Origin of the sequence: Streptomyces sp. AC558_RSS880 (assembly GCF_019049255.1) — a bacterium.
GTDB lineage: Bacteria > Actinomycetota > Actinomycetes > Streptomycetales > Streptomycetaceae > Streptomyces.
In genome coordinates this window covers 78,219-97,742 of record NZ_JAGMUJ010000102.1, presented here as the reverse complement: position 1 = coordinate 97,742, position 19,524 = coordinate 78,219, and the positions used below count along the sequence as shown (strand labels likewise).

The following is a 19,524-nucleotide window of genomic DNA, read 5'->3' as shown; positions in this document are numbered from 1 at the left end:
GCGGTGGGGGAGAGGTTTCGTCGTCGTGACGTCACCGTAGGTCAAAGAGGTTGACGGGGTCCGCCACTCCACAAGATCTCGATTGTCAGTGGCGTCCGTCATAGTCCGCCTCATGTTCAACGGACTTCACGACATCGACTGGTCCTCGATGGACCATGCCTACGGCTCGGCCGAAGAGGTACCCGCGCTGCTGCCGGCCTTCCGTTCCCCGGACGCCGGGGAACGGAGCGAGGCGCTCAGCCGGTTCTACAGCGCTGTTCACCACCAGGGCGATGTCTATCCGTGCACGGCGGCCAGTCTGCCGTTCCTCTTCGAACTGGCGGGTGACGCCGAGACGCCCGACCGCGCGGCCGTCGTCAAGCTGCTCGTCAGCATCGGGAGCATCGCCGTCGAACGCTGCGAGGAGGTGTACGGCCACCCGTCGGGCTACGCCGACGCCGCCGCGATCGTGCGTGCTCGTGCGGAGGAGATCGTCGGGTTCGCTTCGGATGCCGATCCCCGTGTACGGCGGGCCGCGATACCCGGACTGGGGCTGTTCGTCGACGACGCGGACCGGGCCGCCGATGTGCTGCGCGGGCGGTTGCCGGCCGAATCCTGGGTCGCCCAGCGGCTGCTGGTCGTGGAGGCGATGGCGACACTGGCCCTGCGTCGCCCGGAGGTCGCGGGTGACGCGATGGAGTGGCTCGACGAGCTGGCGGCGGACCCGGTCCTCGATCCCGGCACCAGGCTCGCTGCCGTGGTCCACCGTGCCCGTTGCGCGCCGGAGCGGATCGGTGAGGACGTCGTACCGGCCGCGCTGGGCCTGTTGCGGGAGGCGGCACGTGTCACGGTGCCCGCCGAGACGTGGGCGGACCCGCCCCGTCGTACGGCTCCGGCGGTACCGGCGGACGGTGTGCCACCGCAGGTCGTCGCCGCCTTCGAGGACCTCGACCGGCACGGGCGCGTCCACGCGCCCACCACGGAGCTGCTGCGCACCCTCCACGAGGTGCTGGAGGGACGGACACCTCAGCGCACGCACCTGCTGGCGGAGCAGTTGCGCACTCCCGATCCGGGCTCTCGCCTGGACGCCCTACGGATGAGCGCGGACCTCATGAAGTCGTGGCGCGGTGACCACACGGCACTCATCCGGCTCGTCGCCGAGCAGCTCGGGGCGACCGACCCACAAGTGGCCGCGGAGGCTGCGGCCGTTCTCGAGGCCTGCCATCCGATCGCCGAGCCGGCCCGGGAGGAACTGGCCGCCCACGTGGCCGCGCAGCGCGCGGCGCACGGAGCGGACGTGTGGGCCGCACCGCAGCCGCAGCTGCGCAGGGCCCATCAGAAGGCGGTCCGCGCACTGGCCCGCCTCGGTGACACGCGAGCTCTGCCGAGTCTGCTGACGGCGCTGGACGGCGGGGTCGACGGCTGGCGTGCGGTGGAGGTCGCCGGGGCCCTGCCGCAGGCCGCCGGCCAACTGGTGCCGCGACTGTGCGACCGTCTGCGCCGCGTCGACGTCACCCAGGAGTGGTCCGAGATGAGCGCGCGGGCGCTGCTGTCCGCCCTGGCCGCGCTCGGTGACGCGACGACCGCTGTACCGGCGGTCACCGAAACCCTGGAGCAGGCGGTGCGTCATGAGCGGTGGCACCTCACCTGCTCGGCCCTGGCGGCACTGAAGAAGTTCGGTTCCGCGGCGGCTCCCGCACGGGAGACCGTACGGGCGCTGACCAGTGCCTCGGACGCGCACGTCAAGCCTGCCGCGGTCGCCGCGCTGTGGGCCGTCGGTGGCGATCGGGAGGAGGTCATGCCGCTGTTGCACGACCTGCTCGACGACAGCATCACCTTCCGGATCGGGGACGCGGCCGACATGCTCGGTGAGATCGGACCTCCTGCCGCTGCCGCACTGCCCCGCCTGCGGGAACTGCTGGCTCACGGTTACGACTGGGTCCGGGTGCACTGTGCGGCCGCGCTCTGGGACATCGGTGGCGAGGCCGAGGCGGGGACCGTCCTGGACGTCCTGCTCCAGGCGTGGACGCGGAACCCGTCCACGGCCAATCATGTGATGGCGTGCCTGGACCGCATGGGTCACGCCGCGCAGCCGGCGCTGCCGCTGCTGCGCGCACAACTGGCCCTGCCCAGGCGTGGCGGCCGGTTCGCGAGCATCGACCACGACGAGGAACTGCAACGGACCGGCCGCGCCGTCATCGGGCGACTTGCCGGAGCCACCGCGTGAACCACCCGTGATTCCGTGACCCGCCGCAGAAGCGTCCGGGCCGGGGTTCGTAGCCTTCTGATCATGGCCGACATCTACGAACTCCAGCTCACGCTCGACCTGCCGGGCTCGCTCCCGCCGCAGGACCTCGCCCTGCTCCGCTGGCACCTGGGGGAGGAGGGCGGCCGGCAGGACGACGGCTACGCGTACCCCCTCTGGGGGGACCGGGGGCCGGCGCTGCGGATCGGGGGTGCGCTGGTCGGGGAACTGTGCTCCGACGGTCCCGAGTGGGCGCTGACCGTGCGGCAGGAGGCGCATCCCGACGAGTTCGACGACCTGCGCAGGATGGTGCTGTGGCTCGGCGCGCGCACGACGACCGTGGGCACCATCGGCTACCTCCGCTTCTACGAGTCGGATGTTCCCGATGTGCTGTTCGCGGACTCGGGAGCCGTCCGCAGCGCGGTCCTGCGGGTGGAGAAGGTCCTGGAGTCGGCGACCGAGGTGATCCCCGACCCTTACGCGTGAACCGCGGCCGCCCCGGAGCCTCCCTCCGCGCCTCCACCGCACGGCACCGGCCGGTCGAGGTCCGGGTCGCCGAACTCCGTGCGCAGGGCCTCGAAGGCGGTCACCTTGTCCTCGCCGAAGCGGCGGACGTGGGCGGCGTACGCGTCGGGGGAGAGGAACGCCAACGGCCGGGACTTGCTGTGGAACTTGTCCGCGTACATCACCAGCCGCTCCTCCCGCGTCACCGCGAGGTAGTCGGCGGGAGGGATCGGAAGGCCCTGGCGCAGGACGTCGTCCTTCGTGACCCCCACCCCGGTGTGGTGGGAGCAGAACCGGCACAGGGGCTCCGGGAGGCCCTCACCGGCGAGGAGTTCGTGGCCGAGCAGTCCGTGGCGGACGTAGTTCGCGTGGTCCAGACGGCCGTCGTCCCCGTAGAGGCGGTAGACGCCGATGTCGTGGAGGAGACAGCCGGCGCGGACCAGTTCGGCGTCGACGTCGAGACGCGCGGCCGAGATGAGCTGCTCGGCGACGCTCCAGACGATCTCGCAGTGCGTGTGGACGAGCGCGAACGCCTCGGCGTTCGGTGCGTGCTTCTCGTGCAGCGCGCGGATCTCTTCGGGTCCGGGAATCCTCACTCGGGGAGCGTAACAACCGCCGGTCCGCTCACTCGATGGCGCACTCCTTCACACTGAGCGGCTCGGTGCTGCCGGCCGGTCTGCTGCACAGGACCTCCGTCTGCGAGACGCCCTCCGGGGTTCTCCGGACCCGGTTGAGGACGATGCTGTGGCCGTGGCGCTCCTCGTACAGGGGTGCGTCGGTGAAGTCGATGGTTCCGGTGGCCATTCCGTCGAGCCTGACGTTCCTGAGGTTGACCCAGGTCGCCGCGCGGCTCTGGCGCACGTCCCCGAGGCTGGCCGCCCAGTACAGGGCGCGCGTGGCGTCGTGGGAGAGGGCGGTCTGCCCGCTCGCGAAGCCGGCGGCGTCGTACGTGGCCTTTCCGTCCTCCAGCCAGGGGAGGTAGTTGGCGGCGTCCTCGTAGAAGGCGGTCCTGGACGCGGCCTCCTTCAGCTCGGCCAGGGCCGCGTGGTACAGCGTGATCCGCGGGGCCACGCCGTCGCGGCCGCCCGTGCCGGAGAACCGGGCCTTGCTCAGGTCGTCGCCCGTGAGGATCGAGATCTGTCTGTTCGCGCAGCCCGGTTCGGTGCTCAGCTGTGTCATCAGCGGTCCGACGTCCTCGACCCGTCCGGCGAAGTAGATCACCGAGGGAACGTCCTCACCCCGGCAGATGCTCTCCGCGTGCAACCGTAGTTCGGGCTTGCCGTTGGCCACCCGGTAGCGCTGCGTGGGCAGCAGCCGGAAGCCCTCCCGCTCCAGCATCTCCCCGCCGTACAGCGCCTGTTCGCTGGTGTAACGGTCCTGCGACTCCTTGGTGTCGCGGGCCAGCACCAGGGCGTGCGGGGCGCTGTCGCGGGAGCGCAGCTGCCGGGCGATGAGGCCGAGTGCCTCGGCCTGGTGCTCGTCGGGGGCCGCGAGGCTGAACCAGTTGGAGAACTCCTTCGGCAGGTAGGTCGCCGAGTTGGTGCCGGAGACGACGGGCAGCCCCACGGCGTGGAGCCGGCGCGTGACGGCGGGGCTGCTCTGCAGGTCGCGGCCGAAGCCGACGACGCCGACGACGGTCGGGTCGCGGTCGGCGTACTCGGCGATCGCGTCGGCCGTGACGCGCTGGTGGCCCATGTCCGCGCCGCCGTTGGCGAGCAGCACCCGCAGTTTCACCGTGTAGTTCTCGTTGACGACGCGCTGCGCGAGGTACACGCCGGTCAGCTCCTCGGCGCCCTTGACCAGGGACGGGTCCACCGAGGAGGAGCTCAGCGGGCCCGCGTACACCACCGTGACGTAGTCGTCCGGGTGGTCGCGCAGGACCTCGGCGTTCTCGGCGCGCACCAGCCTCTCCAGCTCCTGCAGCCGCTTGCCCTCCCCGGTGGTTCCGCCGCTCAGGTGCGCGCCGAACCGGACGTCTCCGGTGGCTATGCCGACGCACTCCGTGCCGCCGCCGGGCGCGGGACGCCGCTCGGTGTCGCGGTCGGCGGTCAGCAGGCCCGCCGAGCAGTACGTCCGGTGCAGTTCGCGGGCGTGGACGACGCCCGCGGTGACGACCAGGGCGAGGACGAGGAGCAGGCTGTGCACCGACCACACCACGCGGGCCACGGGCGGCCGGTGTCTCGCCCTGACGCACCGCCAGTCCGACTGCCGCAGCTGCACCAGCTCGCCGGGGGGCAGCGGGATCCTGAGCACCCAGGGCAGGGCGTTCGTCCTGCTCGGTGACTGATCGGCCCGGAGGTTCCCGGCCCATTCGTCGTACCAGTGCCGCAACCGCTGCGGGAGACGCGAGGGCGAGGACGGGGGCTGCTGCGGCCGGTTGAGCGGAGGATCCGCGTCCGCGCCCCGGTCGAGCAGTGCCGCGTCGCCCGCCGCCACGCCCGCCACGATCAGCAGCGGGTCGAGCTCACTGCGCCGGCTGCGGACGTCGCTGACCGCCCTGATCAGCTCTATGCCGCCGTTCTCCCGGCCTATGCGGCGCAGGAACAGCACCGGCGGGCGCGTCCGTTTGAATCCCCGGAGGTCCCAGCTGCCGCGCCGGTGGTTGTCGCGCAGGTCCTCGAAGAGCGCCAGCACGTACAGCTGGAGGGGGAACGGGCCGCCCTCGCGCATGGCCTCGGCGACGTCGTAGGCGCGTGCCGCTATGGCACGCCAGGAGCGGACGGGCCGCAGCAGCCGCACGCTGGTCGACTGGCGGCGGGCGGCGGACTGGAGGAACGTCGTGGTCAGGAACCACCGGCTCTCCCTGCGCAGCCACAGGAAGAGGGGAGCGCGCCCGGGGACGTGGTTGAGGACGGCGAGGAGGACCATCAGTCCGATGCCCGCCAGGACGGCGATGTACCACTCGGGGCGGGTGAGCAGCGCGGTGAAGGCACCCAGGACGCCCATGGGGAGGAACTGCTGCACGTCGTTGAGCAGCATGAGCCGGTTTCCGCGCGCAGGTCTGCGGGGACGCCAGCGCTGCCGGGCCAGGATGCGCAGCAGGTGTGTCTGGGCCCGCTCCCGCTGGACGTTCCCGTCCGGGGTGCCGCCGGGGGCGGTCGGCCAGTGCTCGCGCATCTCCGGGTCGTCGGTGGCCTCCTGGAGGGCGCGCACCAGGTTGAGGCGGGGGAAGGAGTAGGGGCGGTAGGAGGCGGACCGGTCGCCCCACTTCCTGGAGTCGCCGAGGTCGATCAGGAGCCGCGCGGCCCGGGCGGTGGGATCGAGGTCCGCCGGTTGCGGCTCGGTCGGCGCGACGGCCAGGCGGGTGCCGTGACGCTGCTGCCCCTCGCTCAGTTCGTCGACGAGTTCGGTGACGCGGTCGTCGTCGGCGGGGTCCTCGGCGTGCAGCACGATCACCGGCATCGGGGGATCACTGGTCCGGAAGTCCTGGATCAAGGACTCCAGCTGTCGCTGGACGTCGATCCCCGCCTCGGTCGACATGCCCGGGTGACCACCCGGACAGTTCTGAAGGAAGCTCTGGTCACGGTCGTGCATGGACACCCCCCGTGGTCGCAAGACACATGTGTCACAAGCGCCTTGTGAGGATAACTCCCGCCCCTGACAACCGCCCCGGTGCAACGGCGGTCCGTCGGGGCGGCGATGCCGTGGCCGGTGGTGGCGTCGTCGGCGGACGGTGTCACACGATCGGGTGGTGCTGTGCGACGCGGGCACGTGCGGGGCGGGCGGTCCGTTCGATCCGGTGACGGGAACATCTCCCGTCCTCACACACCACGGACGACCGGAGTACCTCATGAGCCTGCACTTCCACCGCAACCCCGACGGCACGACGACCGGGCGGAACGAGGCCACCGGCTTCACCGTGACACACGCCGAAGAGGAGGAGGTGAAGCGGCAGTTGTACGAGGACGCGGGATGGGCGTACACGCCGCCACCGCCTCCGGTGCCGCCCGGGTTCCACCGGTTCGCGCTGGTGCACGACGAGTTCGAGCACACCGGGTTCGCGGACGAGCGGTACGCGGGGCTGAGGGCACGTCCGCCGGAGGGGTGCGTGCCGGTCGACTGGGGCAGTTTCGCCCTGAAGTGCGAGCGGCCGGGGAAGACGCTCCTGGACGCGGTCGCCGGCACCGTCGCGGAGGTCCGCTGTGAGCACGGGCTGGTGATGAACAGTCTGGGGGTCGAGAAACCCCAGGAGTGGTTCGACGCCGACCACCAGAACGGATACGCGGCGGAGATCGTGGCGCACCTGGTGCTGATGGCGACCGATCGGGCCCGTCGGCTCGGGTACGGGCGCAAGGACCTGGTCCGGCTGCTCGGCGCGGCCGGTCTCGAGTAGGCGAGGTGAGGGGAGGCGCCCGGTCGGCCATTTTTGAAAATGAATATCATGTATGTAGATTCCAGGCGTGCCGGCCGGCCCCCACCCCCTTGATCACCTCGAAAAGGTTCTTGCATATGCTTTGCAAGTGCGTGACTACAGCATCAGGGCCGCGGGCCCGGCAGACCTCGACCGTGCGCGAGCCGTGATGCTCGACACCGTGTACCGCGATTTCGGCACCGGGTACGTACCGCGCTGGCACGGTGACGTCATCGACCCGGGTGCCGCCTATCTCGCCCCGCCCCGGCACACCCTGCTCGTCGCGCTCGATCCGGACGGCGGCGAGGTCGTCGCCACCGGGGCCCTCGACTCCCGGGGGCCCGCCCATCCGCCGAACCCGCGTGAGCTCGCCGAGCGCTACCCCTCCGGGGAGACCGCGCAGTTGCGGCGGGTGTATGTGCGGCCGGACCACCGTCGGCGCGGTCTGGCCCGGCGGATGGTCGGCGAACTGCTCGACTTCGCGGCCGCCGACGGCGGTTACCGGTCCGTGTATCTGCACACGGACCCGTCCGTCCCGGGGGCGGAGGCCTTCTGGCGGTCGCTCGGCAAGATCGTGCACGACGAACGTGAGGACGCGGACGGCGGCAACGGCGTCGTCCACTTCGAGATACCGATGGGACGGTGACCTGTGCACCCGCTGCGTTCGCGGCTCCTCGCCGCCCTGGTGCTCACCCCGCTGCTGGCCGGCTGCTTCGCCTCCGGGGGAGGTGAGCCCGGGGACGACGGCGACGGCAGGAGCGGCTCCCGGCTGCGGGTCGCGCTCGCCTTCCCGCCCGCCGAGCGGCTCTCGCCGTACGGCGCCGACGCCACGCTCCTCAGCCGGCTCGGCGTCTCCGAAGGGCTGACCGCCATGGACGCCAACGGCGCCGCCGCGCCCGCCCTCGCCCGGTCCTGGCGGCAGAAGGACGACAGGACCTGGGTGTTCACCCTGCGCGAGGCCCGCTTCCAGGACGGTACGGACGTCACCGCGTCCGCCGTCGCCGACGCGCTCACGCACGCCACCGAGGCCGAGCCCGAACCCGCCGCCCTCTCCGGCGTCGACCTGACCGCCGAGGCCGACGGCAGCCGCGCGGTCACCGTCCGCACCGCCGAGCCCGATCCCGTTCTCCCGCTGCGACTGTCCAGCCCGAACCTCGCCGTGTTCTCCGCCAAGGCGTACGACGCGAAGGGTCGCGTCGACCCCGTGGGCACCGCCACCGGACCCTTCGAACTCACCGAGGCCGACGGGGCCTCGTCCGCCGCACTCGACCGCTTCGACGACTACTGGGGCGGCCGCGCCCAGGCCTCCGGCATCGACGCCCGCTTCATCGCCGACGGCACCGCCCGCGCCAACGCGCTGCGCACCGGTGACGTCGACATCGCCGAGGCGGTACCCGTCGCACAGGCGGCCACCCTCGACCGGAAGACCCGGCGCGACACCGCCACCACCCGCACCACCAGCCTGCTGCTCAACTCCGCCTCCGGGCCCCTCAAGAACCCGGAGCAGCGCGCCGCCGCCCGCGCGGCCGTCGACACCTCCGCGCTCGCCGAGGGGGTGTACGAGGGGTACGCCGACCCGGGCGCCGGCGTCTACGGGCCCGCCGTGACCTGGGCCGAGGGCAAGCGGGTCGAGCCCGTCGGACGGGCCGGGGCCGGCAGCGCGAAGGGAACCGCGATCACCCTCGCGACGTACGACAACCGGCCCGAACTCCCCGAGGTCGCACAGGTGGTGAAGCAGCAGCTGGAGAAGGCGGGCTTCGAGGTGAAGCTCGAGATACGGGAGTACTCGCGGCTCGAGGGCGACGCGCTGGACGGGAAGTTCGACGCGTTCGTCCTCGCCCGCAACACCCTCCTCGACACCGGCGACCCGGTCGCCGTCCTCGCCAGTGACTACACCTGCGACGGCGACTACAACATCGCCCAGCTGTGCGACAAGGACGTCGACCGTGCGGTCGCCGAGGCCGAGCGGACCGCCGATCCCGGCAAGCGGCAGGACGCGGCCATGGCCGCCGAGGCGGCCGTCCTCGGCAGCGACGCCGTGGTGCCGCTGGTGCACCAGCGGATCATCACCGGTGTGGGCACCTCGGTGCGGGGCGTGCTGCTCGATCCCTACGAGCGCACCCTCGTCGGTACGGGAACGCGGCGCTGACCCGTGCGACAGCCCCTGACCGCACTCCTGTGGCGCACCGCCCTCGCGGCCGCCCTCGTGTGCGGCATCGGTCTGCTGCCCTGGCTCTCGCGCACCGACCCGGCACTGACCGTCCTCAAGGCACGGTCGGCCGAGCGTGATCCCACACCCGAGGTGCTCGCGGACGTCCGTGCACAACTGGGCCTGGACTCCGGTCCGCTGTCCCTGCTCGGACAGTGGCTGGGCGGGTTGTGGCGCGGGGACGCCGGACGGTCGTGGATCTCCGGCGGCGAGGTCCTGCCCGAGGTGCTCCGGGCACTGGGCGCCTCCCTGCTGCTGATGTCGGTGGCCCTGCTCGTCGCCTTCGTCACCGCCGCGCTCGTCTGCGCCCGCACACTCCACCTCGGAGCACGGCGACGGCTCGACGGGGGCAGCGGGGGCGGCGGGTCGGCGGTGCTCGCCGCGCTGCCCGAGTTCCTGGTCGCCTCCGTGCTCGCCACCGTCGTCGGAGTGCACCTCGGCTGGCTGCCCGCACTCGGCTGGTACGGGCCGCAGTGGACCGTGCTGCCCGCGCTCGCCCTCGGCCTGCCCACCGGGGCCGTCCTGGGACGGCTGCTCGGCGATCTGCTGCCCGGCGCCTTCGCCGAGCCGTGGGCGCTGGCCACCGCCGCCCAGGGACTGCCCGCCCGGTGCGTCGCCCGTCGGGCGGTACGCCGCTGCGTGCCCGCGCTGCTGCCCAACCTCGGGCTGTTCGTCGTCGGGCTGACCGGCGGGGCCGTCGCGGTGGAGCAGGTCTTCGACATCCCCGGACTCGGCCGCACCACCCTCCAGGCCGCCCTCGCCCAGGACCTGCCCGTGCTCCAGGCGGGCACCCTCGCCCTGGTCCTGCTCGCGGCCGTGGCCACGGGGGCGTGCCGGCTCGCCGCCCGGCTGCTCGCCGGGCCGGCGCTGCGGGCCGGCGCCCTGACGACACTGCACCGGCCGTCTCCGCCCACCCGCCGCGTCCAGCCCTTCGCCTACGGTGCCCTCCTGGTCGCCGTCGTCGCGCTCGGGCTGCCCCGCGACCCGCTCGCGCTGGACACCGGGGAGCGGCTCCGGGCCCCCTCCCTCGCGCACCCGTTCGGTACGGACGCCCTCGGCCGGGACCTGCTCGCCCGGGTCGGGCACGGCGCCCTCGACACCCTGCTGCTCGCCCTCGGGATCAGCGCCGTGGCCCTGTGCGCCGGCGTGCTCCTCGGGCTGCTGCCCCGGCTGTCCGGGCCGCTCGCCGACACGGTGAACGCCGTGCCGCCGGTGCTCGGCGCGCTGCTCGTCACCGCCGCCGTCGGGGGCGGGACCGCCACACCCGCGATCGCCGTGGCCGCCGTCGCCTGGACCCCGCTCGCCGCGCACACCTCGGCGCTGCTGACCCAGGAGCGCGCCACCGAACATTTCGCGGCCGCCCGGCAGTTCGGGGCGGGCCCCTGGTACCTGCTGCGGCGTGAGCTGCTGCCCGCGGTGCTGCCGCCCGTCACCCGCCACGCGCTGGTGCGGCTGCCCGGCATCGCCCTCGCCCTCGCCTCCCTCGGTTTCCTCGGCCTCGGCGCCCAGCCGCCGTCGCCGGAATGGGGGCTGCTCCTCGCCGAGAACCAGCCCTACGCCGAGCGCGCGCCCTGGGCCGTGCTCGCCCCGGCCGCCGTCCTCGCCCTGCTCGGGGCGTTCGCGGTGACCGCGGCCGGTGGAGTGCGGTGGCCGGGGCGGCGGCGCGGGCGGACCGGGAACCACACGTCCGGGGAGGCGCCCGCGCGCCCTTCACCGGTCACCAAGGAACTGGTGGAGGCACGATGACCATTCTGCCCACGCGTCCGCGCGAGGCGGCGGGCCGGACCCGGCTCTCCCCGCTGCTGCGGCTGCTGATCGTCACCCAACTCGCCTTCAACCTCGGGTTCTACGCCGTACTGCCCTTCCTCTCCGCCCATCTGGGACAGGCCATGGGAATGGCGGGCTGGCTGGTCGGGCTGGTGCTGGGGCTGCGGACGTTCAGCCAGCAGGGGCTGTTCGTGGTCGGCGGGGCGCTGGCCGACCGGTACGGCATCCGGCCGGTGGTGCTCGCGGGGTGCGCGCTGCGGATCGCCGGTTTCGTGTGGCTGGGGTACGCCGAACGGACCTGGGCGGTGATCTGCGCGGTGGTGCTGATCGGGTTCGCCGCCGCACTGTTCTCCCCGGCCGTCGAGTCGGAGGTGGCCCGGCAGGCGGTCGTGTGGGAGGAGGCGGGCGGGGGATCCCGTACCCGCGTGCTGGCGCTGTTCACCGTGGCGGGACAGGCCGGCGCGTTCGTCGGGCCGTTGCTGGGCGCGCTGTTGCTGGCGGTGGACTTCCGCACCGCGTGCCTGGCGGGTGCCGGGGTCTTCGTGCTCGTGCTCGCCGGCCACGCCCGGCTGCTGCCGCAGCGCATACCCGGGCGGGACCGGACGCCGGTCAAGGGCGGACTGCGGATGGTGCTGCGCAACCGGCCCTTCCTCGGCCTGTGCTGCGCCTTCGGCGCCTACCTGCTCGCCTACAACCAGCTGTATCTCGCCCTCCCGGCGGAGGTGGAGCGCGTCACCGGCTCCCAGACGGCGCTGGCCTGGCTGTTCGCCCTGTCCTCGCTGCTGGTGGTGACCGCGCAGTTGCCGGTCACCCGCTGGGTGGGGGAGCGGCTGGCGATGCGCCGGTCGATGGCGGTCGGCCTGCTGCTCGTCGCGGCCGGTTTCGCCGTGGTGGCGGCGGCACGTCCCGCCGGGTGGTCGGGGACCGCCGGTCTGGTGCCCGCGGCCGGGTTCGTCGTCCTGCTCACCCTCGGCCAGATGCTCGTCGTGCCCGTGGCCCGGGCCTGGGTGCCCGACCTCGCCGAGGAGGGCCGGCTCGGCCTCTACACCGGGGCGCTGTCCTCGGTCTCCGGCCTGATCGTCCTGCTCGGCAGCTCGGCGACCGGCACGCTGCTGGACGCGGGGCTGCCGCCGGTGGTGCCGTGGCTGGTACTGGCCGGTGTGACGGGGGCGGCGGTGCTGCTGCTGCCCCGAAGAGCGTGACGGGAGCGGCGCGCCCGCCCGCTCCCGCCGGGAGCGCCACGACCGGGCCGAGCCCGTCCGGTGCGCCCCGACCGACCGTCAGCCGACGACCAGTTCGCGCACCTCGTGCGCCGCGGGAACCGTCGTCACCCGGGACGTCCGCCACAGCCACAGCACGTCCCGGCCGAACGACCACACCAGCAGCCCCAGCGCCAGCACCACCACACCGACGTTGACCGCGTGGGGCAGCAGTGCCGCGCCCGCCGTCAGCAGCAGCACACCCTGGAGCGCGGCCACCGTCTTGCGGGCCGTGCTCGGCGGGAGCGGGGCGGTCAGCCACGGCCAGACGCGTGCGGCGGCCACGAAGACGTACCGCATCCCGCCGATCAGCAGCACCCACAAACCCATCGTCATCGACACGTACACGCTCAGCACGAGGATGAGGAACGCGTCCACCTCCATGTCGAAGCGGGCGCCCAGCGCGGTCGACGTCCCCGTCCTGCGTGCCACCTTGCCGTCCACGCCGTCCAGGATCAGCGCCACGGCGGTCAGGCCCACGAAGAGGGAGACGGGCGGTGAGTCCTGGAACGAGTCGGCGACCAGCGCGGTGACCCCGCCGACGAGGACGGCGCGGCCGAGCGTGACCCGGTTGGCCGGGCCGAAGGAGCGCGGCCGGGACCGGTGCAGGGCCCGGGAGAGCACCGCCCAGGTGGCGATCGCGAACGCGAGGCCGGTCAGCCAGCCCACGGGGCCCATGCCGATCGCCGTACCCATCAGAGCCAGCAACAGGACCTGTACGCCCGCCCCCACGGCGGTCTCCTGCTGTACGGGCCTCGCGTCGTAACTGTTGTTCAGGGCCACCGAGCATCCTCCGGCCGTGTGACAGAGTCGATCAACGCCGCTACCTTGTGCGCGGCCTGTGCACCACTCGGTACGCGCGCGGCTTCCCGATCGTTCAGGAGGACTTCGATGAACCGCACCGCACGTGCGTTCTGGCTCGACGCACCCGGCCGAGGGTCGATCCGTGAGGTCGGCCTGCCCGCCCCCGGCCCGGACGAGGTGCTGGTGCGCTCGCTCTGCTCCGGGATCAGCCGGGGCACGGAGACGCTCGTCTTCCGCGGCGGGGTGCCGGAGAGCCAGCACGCCGCCATGCGGGCGCCGTTCCAGGAGGGCGGCTTCCCGGCCCCCGTGAAGTACGGCTACCTCAACGTGGGCGTGGTGGAGGAGGGACCGGAGGCGCTCGTCGGACGCACCGTGTTCTGCCTGTACCCGCACCAGACGCGGTACGTCGTTCCGGCGGGCGCCGTCACACCCGTGCCCGACGGGGTGCCCGCCGGGCGGGCCGTGCTGGCCGGCACCGTGGAGACCGCCGTCAACGCGTTGTGGGACGCCGCGCCGCTGGTCGGCGACCGGATCGCCGTCGTCGGCGGCGGGATGGTCGGCTGCTCGGTGGCCGCGCTGCTGGCCCGGTTCCCCGGCGTGCGGGTGCAGCTCGTCGACGCCGACCCGGCGCGCGCGAAGACCGCGGCGGCGCTCGGCGTCGGTTTCGCGCTGCCCGGGGACGCGCTCGGCGAGTGCGACCTGGTCGTGCACGCCAGCGCCACCGAGCAGGGACTGAGCCGGGCGCTCGAACTGCTCCGCACCGAGGGCACCGTCGTCGAACTGAGCTGGTACGGCGACCGGAAGGTGAGCCTCCCGCTGGGCGAGGCCTTCCACTCCCGGCGACTGACCGTCCGCGGCAGCCAGGTCGGCACCGTCTCCCCGGCCCGCGCGCACCGCGGCTACGCCGACCGGCTCGCCCTCGCCCTCGACCTGCTCGCCGACCCCGCTCTCGACGCCCTCGTCACCGGCGAGTCCGCCTTCGAGGAACTGCCCGACGTCATGCCCCGCCTCGCCTCCGGGGAGATCCCGGCCCTGTGCCACCGCGTGCGCTACGACACCCCGTAGCGGCACCGGCGCGCCTGACCTGAGAAAAGACGTGGCGGACGCTGAACAGGGGAAGGCGGTCAGCCGTACTACACGGCATCCCCGTCGGAGATCGGCCGGGGAACAGACGCGCCGCACCTGGAGGGTCGTCCGTTGTTCAGCATCACCGTCCGCGATCACATCATGATCGCCCACAGCTTCCACGGCGAGGTCTTCGGACCGGCCCAGCGCCTGCACGGGGCCACGTTCCTCGTGGACGCCACCTTCCGGCGCGAACAGCTGGACGAGGACAACATCGTCGTCGACATCGGCCTGGCCACGCAGGAACTCGGGGCCGTCGTCGGCGAGCTGAACTACCGCAACCTCGACAACGAGCCCGACTTCGCGGGGGTCAACACCTCCACGGAGTACCTGGCCAAGGTCATCGCCGACCGGCTCGCCGAACGCATACACAAAGGGGCGCTGGGCGAGGGCGCCAAGGGCATCGCGGGCATCGCCGTCACCCTGCACGAGTCGCACATCGCCTGGGCGAGTTACGAGCGTGCGCTGTGACCGACACGACGATCGACATGCCCGACACGGCCGTCGACGTGCCCGGCACGACCGCAGGCCGGGCCGGGACCGCCCGCCTGGACTACGTCCCGGTGCAGGCGGCCTTTCCGAGGAACGGCGGGATCATCCCCATGTCCCTGCGCTCCGTGCACTTCGTGATGCCGGGCGGTGTCGACGACCCGGCCGCGCCCAGCGGCGGCAACGCCTACGACCGGCGCGTGTGCCTGGACCTGCCCGGCTTCGGCTGGCAGGTGCACCGGCACGCCGTGGCCGGTGACTGGCCACGGCCGGACGCCGCCGCCCGTGCCGAACTCGCCCGCACCCTGCGCGAACTGCCGGACGGCGCCGTCGTCCTGCTCGACGGGCTGGTCGCCTGCGGGGTGCCCGAGATCCTCGTCCCTCAGGCGGAGGAGGGGCGGCTGCGCATGGCCGTCCTCGTGCATCTGCCGCTCGGTGACGAGACCGGGCTCGACGCGGCCGTCGCCGCCGAACTGGACGCCCGTGAGCGCGCGGTGCTGCGGGCGGTGCCCGCGGTGATCGCCACCAGCGACTGGGCCGTACGGCGTCTCGTCTCCCACCACGGCCTGGCCCCCGACCGCGTCCACGTCGCCGCCCCCGGCGCCGACATCGCGCCCCTCGCGCCCGGCACCGACGGCGTCTCACGACTGCTGTGCGTGGCCGCCGTGACCCCGCGCAAGGGACAGCACCGGCTCGTGGAGGCCCTGGCGTCGGTGGCCGACCTGCCGTGGAGCTGCGCGCTCGTCGGCGGGCTCGGACAGGACCCCGAGTACGTCGCCCATCTGCGGAACCTCATCCGTGAACACGGCCTCGAGAACCGGCTGGAGCTGACCGGCCCGCAGGCCGGCGCCGCACTCGACGCCAGCTACGCCGCCGCCGACCTCATGGTGCTCACCTCGTACGCCGAGACGTACGGCATGGCGGTCACCGAGGCGCTGGCGCGCGGCATCCCGGTGCTGGCGACCGACGTCGGCGGGCTGCCCGAGGCGGTCGGCCGCGCACCCGACGGAGGAGTGCCCGGCATCCTCGTCCCGCCGGAGAACCCCGCCGCCATCGCCGCCGAACTGCGCGGCTGGTTCGGCGAGGCGGACGTGCGGCGCCGGCTCAAGGCCGCCGCCCGCAGCCGGCGGGCCGCACTCGGCGGCTGGGCGGGCACCGCACAGAGCCTGGCGGCGGTACTGCGCCGGCTTCCCACCGAATCCCGGAGGGCCGCATGACGAAACCGGCGACCACCACCCAGCACGGCGGGACGGTTCCGGCCCGGCCCGGCCCCAGGGACGTCGTACCTCGAGGGGGCACCGTGGAACCCGGCACCGCCTCCGCCGGACCGTCCGTCATCCCCGGTGCCGGACCCGCGCCCCGCCCCGGCGAACGGGCCACCCTGCGGCTGCGGGACACCGGCGACGACGAACCGGCCCGCTACGCCCCCGAGTGGCTCCAGCTGCGCGAACCGGCCGACGCCGCCGCCCGCTCGTACGACCTGCTCGACCCGCTGCGCGTCCGGCTCGCCGATCCGCCGCGCCGGGCCGACGGACTCGTCATCCACGACATCGGCTGCGGCACCGGCTCGATGGGCCGCTGGCTCGCCCCCCACCTCGACGGCGCCCAGCACTGGGTCCTGCACGACCGGGACCCCTACCTCCTGCACTTCGCGGCCGTCGCCTCCCCGCGCTCCGCCGCCGACGGCAGCCACGTCACCGTCGAGACCCGGCGCGGTGACGTCGCCCGGCTCACCCCGGACACGCTGACCGGTGCCTCCCTGGTGACGGCCTCCGCGCTGCTCGACGTCCTCACCCGCGAGGAGGTCGGCGCCCTCGCCGCCGCCTGCGCGGGAGCCGGCTGTCCGGCCCTGCTGACGCTGTCGGTGGCCGGACGGGTGGAGTTGACCGAGCCGCATCCGCTGGACCAGGAGATCACGGAGGCCTTCAACGCCCACCAGCGCCGGGGCGGGCTGCTCGGCCCGGACGCGGTCACGGTCGCCGCCGAGGTCTTCGCCGAGCACGGTGCGACCGTACGGCTCGCCCCGAGCCCCTGGCGGCTCGGCCCCGGACAGGCCGCGCTGACCGAGCAGTGGCTGCGGGGCTGGGTCGGCGCGGCGGTGGAGGAACGGCCGGAACTGGCGTCGCGTGCCGACGGTTATCTGGCCGAGCGGCTGGAGGCCTGTGCGGCGGGGGAGTTGCGGGTCGTCGTCCACCACAGTGATCTGCTCGCGCTGTGCCGGCCGGTGGACGGGGCGGCATGAGTGCGCGGCTGCGCGGCACACCCGCCGGGCTGCGCGGCACTCTCGCCCGGCTCAACGCCCCTGCCGTGCGCACCCGTCTCGGCACGCTCGGCGGCGCCGCGATCCTCGCGGTCCTGCTGTGGCGCCTCGACACCGGGGTCCTGCTGGAGGGGCTGCGCCGCATCGACGGGCCGACGCTGCTCGCGGGGCTCGGGATCGGGCTGGTGACCACCGTGTTCAGCGCGTGGCGCTGGGCGCTGGTCGCCCGGGGGATCGGGATCCGGCTGCCGCTGGGGGCGGCCGTCGCCGACTACTACCGTGCCCTGTTCCTCAACGCGGCCCTGCCCGGGGGTGTGATGGGTGATGTCCACCGGGCCGTGCGGCACGGGCAGAGCGCCGGGGACCTGGGGCGGGGAGTGCGGGCGGTGGTGCTGGAGCGGACCGCCGGCCAGCTCGCGCTGTTCGCCGTGGGGGCGGTGGTGCTGGTGAGCATGCCGTCGCCGGTGCTCGACGAAGTGCGGCAGGCCGCGCCGGTGGTCGGGCTCGGTGCGCTGGGGGCCTGTGCGGTGGTGCTGGCGGTGCGGATGAACCGGGCGCCGGGGCGGCGGAGGGTTGCCTCCGGGGTGCTCGCGGAGGCCCGTGAGGGGTTGTTCTCGCAGCGCAACGCGCCCGGTGTGCTTGTCTCCTCCGTCGTCGTACTGGCCGGGTACGTCGCCATGTTCGTCCTTGCCGCTCATGTCGCCGGGGCGGACGCGTCCGTGGCGGAGCTGTTGCCGCTGGCCGTGCTGGCGTTGCTGGCGATGGGGCTGCCGTTGAACGTGGGTGGGTGGGGGCCCCGGGAAGGGGTCACCGCGTGGGCGTTCGGGGCGGCGGGACTTGGGGCGGGGCGGGGGCTGACCGTCGCGGTCGTCTACGGGGTGCTCAGTCTCGTGGCCAGCCTGCCGGGTGTGGTGGTGCTGGTCGGTCGGTGGTACGCGGGGGTGCGGGGTGGTGAACGTGGTGGTGTCGCCCCCGCCGCCCCTTCCCTTCCCGTCCCCGGGGGCGCCGCCCCCGGACCCCCTGCCGGCCTTCGGCCTCGTCCTCACACTCCCCCGGACGGGCCGGGAGGTGACGTCAGCAGCGAGAAATACGCCGCGAACGAATCCACCAGGCTTGCCAGGATTTCCCTGCCCTTTTCCGCCGTGCCCAGAGAAGGGCGGCCGATGACACCGGAATCGGTGTAGGCGGACATGCCGGTGGTGAGGAGATGACGGCGGTCGTCCGCGACGTGATCGGAGGTCTCATAACCGGGGCGGAGCAATTCGGGATGTGTGTGGAGAAGAATGGAGGTCTCGATTTCGCCCGCGTGCATGTCGGTGAGAAGGGACGTGGCGACGCCGGCCCGTGCGCGCGCCGTCTCCCAGTCCTCCGGGGCCGGGAACAGCGCCATCCGCTCGCCACGGGCGGAGGACTCCTGAACGACGTTGCCCAGGACGTAGTTTCCGCCGTGCCCGTTGACCAGCACCAGGGTGTCCGTGCCCGACCTGCGGAGCGAGTCGGCGATGTCCCGTATCACCGCGTGGAGCGTGACGGAGGAGAGGGAGACGGTCCCCGGCCAGGCCGCGTGCTCGTGGGAGCAGGAGATCGTCACCGGAGGAAGGAGGTGCACCGGGTGGGCGTCGGCGATCTCCCGCGCGATCGCACAGGCGACCAGCGTGTCGGTCGCCAACGGCAGGAACGGTCCGTGCTGTTCGAAACTCCCGACCGGAAGTACCGCGATCTGCCGTGAGACACCGGCTCCCCGCGTCCGTACATCCTCTGTAGTATCCGCCGGCAACAGACCGTGCACCGGGCCGTATGCCGCCGACCGCTTTTGTGAACCACCCATATCGTCACGGCCTTTCGTCTCTGCTTAGGAACTCGAGAATCATGACAGAAAAAGTAGGCGTACTCGGCAAGAAGTCCCCTCGGCGGACCGGTGTGGAACGCGTCGTGAATGCGCCGCTGCCCACCGTGTACGGCACGTTCCAGGCGGTCGGCTACCTGGACCACGACCGCGGTGACGAGCAGGTCGCCCTGGTGTACGGCGACATCGGCACGGACGGTGTCCTCACCCGGCTGCACTCGGAGTGCCTGACCGGGGACGCCTTCGGGTCCCAGCACTGTGAGTGCGGCGACCAGCTGGCGTCGGCGCTGCGCGCGGTCGTCGCCGAAGGGGCGGGCGTGGTCGTCTACTTGAGGGGCCATGAGGGCCGCGGCATCGGACTCCTCGGCAAGCTGCGGGCGATGGCCCTGCAGGCGGAGGGCCTGGACACCGTCGAGGCGAACCTGGCGCTCGGGTTCCCGGTGGACGCCCGCGACTACGGTGTCGCCGCCGGGATCCTCCAGGACCTGGGCGTGCGCTCGGTGCGGCTGATGTCCAACAACCCGCGCAAGCGCGAGGCGTTGGTGCGGCACGGCATCCAGGTCGCCGAGCAGGTGCCGCTGCTGATACCGCCGTGCGAGAACAACATCACCTATCTGCGCACCAAGCGGGAACGCCTCGACCACCACCTGCCCCATCTGGACGCGGTGGCCCACCTGTCCTGACGT

General features: G+C 73.1%; 16 protein-coding genes and 1 pseudogene. 13 read left to right on the top strand and 4 right to left on the bottom strand.

The features are described 5' to 3' along the window. Positions 1-112 precede the first annotated feature (112 nt). Positions 113-2,206: a HEAT repeat domain-containing protein gene (locus KUM38_RS28175; RefSeq protein WP_217133252.1), complete on the top strand. Its 2,094-nt coding sequence runs from the start codon at positions 113-115 to the stop codon at positions 2,204-2,206. Between the two features lie 63 nt (positions 2,207-2,269). Further along, complete coding sequence (locus tag KUM38_RS28170; protein WP_217133251.1) at positions 2,270-2,710, top strand: hypothetical protein; 441 nt, start codon at positions 2,270-2,272, stop codon at positions 2,708-2,710. Here KUM38_RS28170 and KUM38_RS28165 read toward each other — a convergent pair. Beyond that, positions 2,701-3,324, bottom strand: coding sequence for an HD domain-containing protein (locus tag KUM38_RS28165; RefSeq protein WP_217133250.1), 624 nt, complete (start codon positions 3,322-3,324; stop codon positions 2,701-2,703). The genes KUM38_RS28170 and KUM38_RS28165 overlap by 10 nt on opposite strands. Positions 3,325-3,352: 28 nt before the next feature. Further along, positions 3,353-6,208 (bottom strand): ABC transporter substrate-binding protein, encoded by a 2,856-nt coding sequence (locus KUM38_RS28160; protein WP_217133249.1) that lies wholly within the window; start codon positions 6,206-6,208, stop codon positions 3,353-3,355. Between the two features lie 310 nt (positions 6,209-6,518). Between KUM38_RS28160 and KUM38_RS28155 the strand changes: the two genes are divergently transcribed. From KUM38_RS28155 to KUM38_RS28135, 5 genes are all read left to right on the top strand, one after another. Further along, the gene (locus KUM38_RS28155; protein WP_217133247.1) at positions 6,519-7,061 is read left to right on the top strand and encodes a hypothetical protein; all 543 of its coding nucleotides are present in this window, start codon (positions 6,519-6,521) and stop codon (positions 7,059-7,061) included. A gap of 127 nt (positions 7,062-7,188) precedes the next feature. After that, the gene (locus KUM38_RS28150; protein ID WP_217133244.1) at positions 7,189-7,725 is read left to right on the top strand and encodes a GNAT family N-acetyltransferase; all 537 of its coding nucleotides are present in this window, start codon (positions 7,189-7,191) and stop codon (positions 7,723-7,725) included. 3 nt (positions 7,726-7,728) lie between these two features. Continuing rightward, on the top strand, positions 7,729-9,228 hold the full coding sequence (locus KUM38_RS28145) for an ABC transporter substrate-binding protein (RefSeq protein WP_217133242.1): 1,500 nt from the start codon (positions 7,729-7,731) through the stop codon (positions 9,226-9,228). Between the two features lie 3 nt (positions 9,229-9,231). Continuing rightward, positions 9,232-11,034, top strand: a complete 1,803-nt coding sequence (locus KUM38_RS28140; RefSeq protein ID WP_217133240.1) for an ABC transporter permease subunit — start codon at positions 9,232-9,234, stop codon at positions 11,032-11,034. Further along, positions 11,031-12,257 carry an MFS transporter gene (locus tag KUM38_RS28135; protein WP_217133238.1) on the top strand — a complete coding sequence of 409 codons (1,227 nt, stop codon included), beginning with the start codon at positions 11,031-11,033 and terminating at the stop codon, positions 12,255-12,257. Before KUM38_RS28140 ends, KUM38_RS28135 begins: the two co-directional genes overlap by 4 nt. Before the next feature lie 78 nt (positions 12,258-12,335). Here KUM38_RS28135 and KUM38_RS28130 read toward each other — a convergent pair whose 3' ends face one another. Further along, positions 12,336-13,097, bottom strand: a complete 762-nt coding sequence (locus KUM38_RS28130) for a CDP-alcohol phosphatidyltransferase family protein (RefSeq protein WP_217133236.1) — start codon at positions 13,095-13,097, stop codon at positions 12,336-12,338. Positions 13,098-13,205: 108 nt separating this feature from the next. On the opposite strand from KUM38_RS28130, the gene KUM38_RS28125 reads away from it, so the two are divergent. From KUM38_RS28125 to KUM38_RS42260, 5 genes and pseudogenes are all read left to right on the top strand, one after another. Then, positions 13,206-14,183, top strand: coding sequence for a zinc-binding alcohol dehydrogenase (locus tag KUM38_RS28125; protein WP_217133234.1), 978 nt, complete (start codon positions 13,206-13,208; stop codon positions 14,181-14,183). A 132-nt stretch (positions 14,184-14,315) separates the two neighbouring features. Beyond that, a complete protein-coding gene (locus KUM38_RS28120; RefSeq protein ID WP_024888232.1) occupies positions 14,316-14,714 on the top strand; it encodes a 6-carboxytetrahydropterin synthase in 399 nt (132 codons plus the stop codon). Between the two features lie 17 nt (positions 14,715-14,731). After that, a complete protein-coding gene (locus KUM38_RS28115) occupies positions 14,732-15,949 on the top strand; it encodes a glycosyltransferase family 4 protein (RefSeq protein ID WP_217133261.1) in 1,218 nt (405 codons plus the stop codon). Further along, positions 15,946-16,974: a class I SAM-dependent methyltransferase gene (locus KUM38_RS28110; protein ID WP_217133232.1), complete on the top strand. Its 1,029-nt coding sequence runs from the start codon at positions 15,946-15,948 to the stop codon at positions 16,972-16,974. The genes KUM38_RS28115 and KUM38_RS28110 overlap by 4 nt, the downstream gene beginning before the upstream one ends. After that, positions 16,971-17,840: pseudogene (locus tag KUM38_RS42260) on the top strand (lysylphosphatidylglycerol synthase transmembrane domain-containing protein); the annotation flags it as partial. The gene KUM38_RS28110 and the pseudogene KUM38_RS42260, both read left to right, overlap by 4 nt. A 194-nt stretch (positions 17,841-18,034) precedes the next feature. On the opposite strand, the gene KUM38_RS28105 reads toward KUM38_RS42260, so the two are convergent. Next, positions 18,035-18,820 (bottom strand): creatininase family protein, encoded by a 786-nt coding sequence (locus tag KUM38_RS28105; protein ID WP_217133230.1) that lies wholly within the window; start codon positions 18,818-18,820, stop codon positions 18,035-18,037. 41 nt (positions 18,821-18,861) lie between these two features. On the opposite strand from KUM38_RS28105, the gene ribA reads away from it, so the two are divergent. Beyond that, positions 18,862-19,521: a GTP cyclohydrolase II gene (gene ribA, locus KUM38_RS28100; RefSeq protein WP_217133228.1), complete on the top strand. Its 660-nt coding sequence runs from the start codon at positions 18,862-18,864 to the stop codon at positions 19,519-19,521. Positions 19,522-19,524: the final 3 nt, after the last annotated feature.

What these genes read in the sequence shown, in the direction of transcription:
- KUM38_RS28160 (WP_217133249.1), bottom strand. Translation starts at nt 6,208, where the DNA reads ATGTCGACCGAGGCGGGGATCGACGTCCAGCGACAGCTGGAGTCCTTG.
- ribA (WP_217133228.1), top strand. Translation starts at nt 18,862, where the DNA reads ATGACAGAAAAAGTAGGCGTACTCGGCAAGAAGTCCCCTCGGCGGACC.
- KUM38_RS28125 (WP_217133234.1), top strand. Translation starts at nt 13,206, where the DNA reads ATGAACCGCACCGCACGTGCGTTCTGGCTCGACGCACCCGGCCGAGGG.
- KUM38_RS28170 (WP_217133251.1), top strand. Translation starts at nt 2,270, where the DNA reads ATGGCCGACATCTACGAACTCCAGCTCACGCTCGACCTGCCGGGCTCG.
- KUM38_RS28110 (WP_217133232.1), top strand. Translation starts at nt 15,946, where the DNA reads ATGACGAAACCGGCGACCACCACCCAGCACGGCGGGACGGTTCCGGCC.
- KUM38_RS28155 (WP_217133247.1), top strand. Translation starts at nt 6,519, where the DNA reads ATGAGCCTGCACTTCCACCGCAACCCCGACGGCACGACGACCGGGCGG.
- KUM38_RS28135 (WP_217133238.1), top strand. Translation starts at nt 11,031, where the DNA reads ATGACCATTCTGCCCACGCGTCCGCGCGAGGCGGCGGGCCGGACCCGG.
- KUM38_RS28105 (WP_217133230.1), bottom strand. Translation starts at nt 18,820, where the DNA reads ATGGGTGGTTCACAAAAGCGGTCGGCGGCATACGGCCCGGTGCACGGT.
- KUM38_RS28175 (WP_217133252.1), top strand. Translation starts at nt 113, where the DNA reads ATGTTCAACGGACTTCACGACATCGACTGGTCCTCGATGGACCATGCC.
- KUM38_RS28115 (WP_217133261.1), top strand. Translation starts at nt 14,732, where the DNA reads ATGCCCGACACGGCCGTCGACGTGCCCGGCACGACCGCAGGCCGGGCC.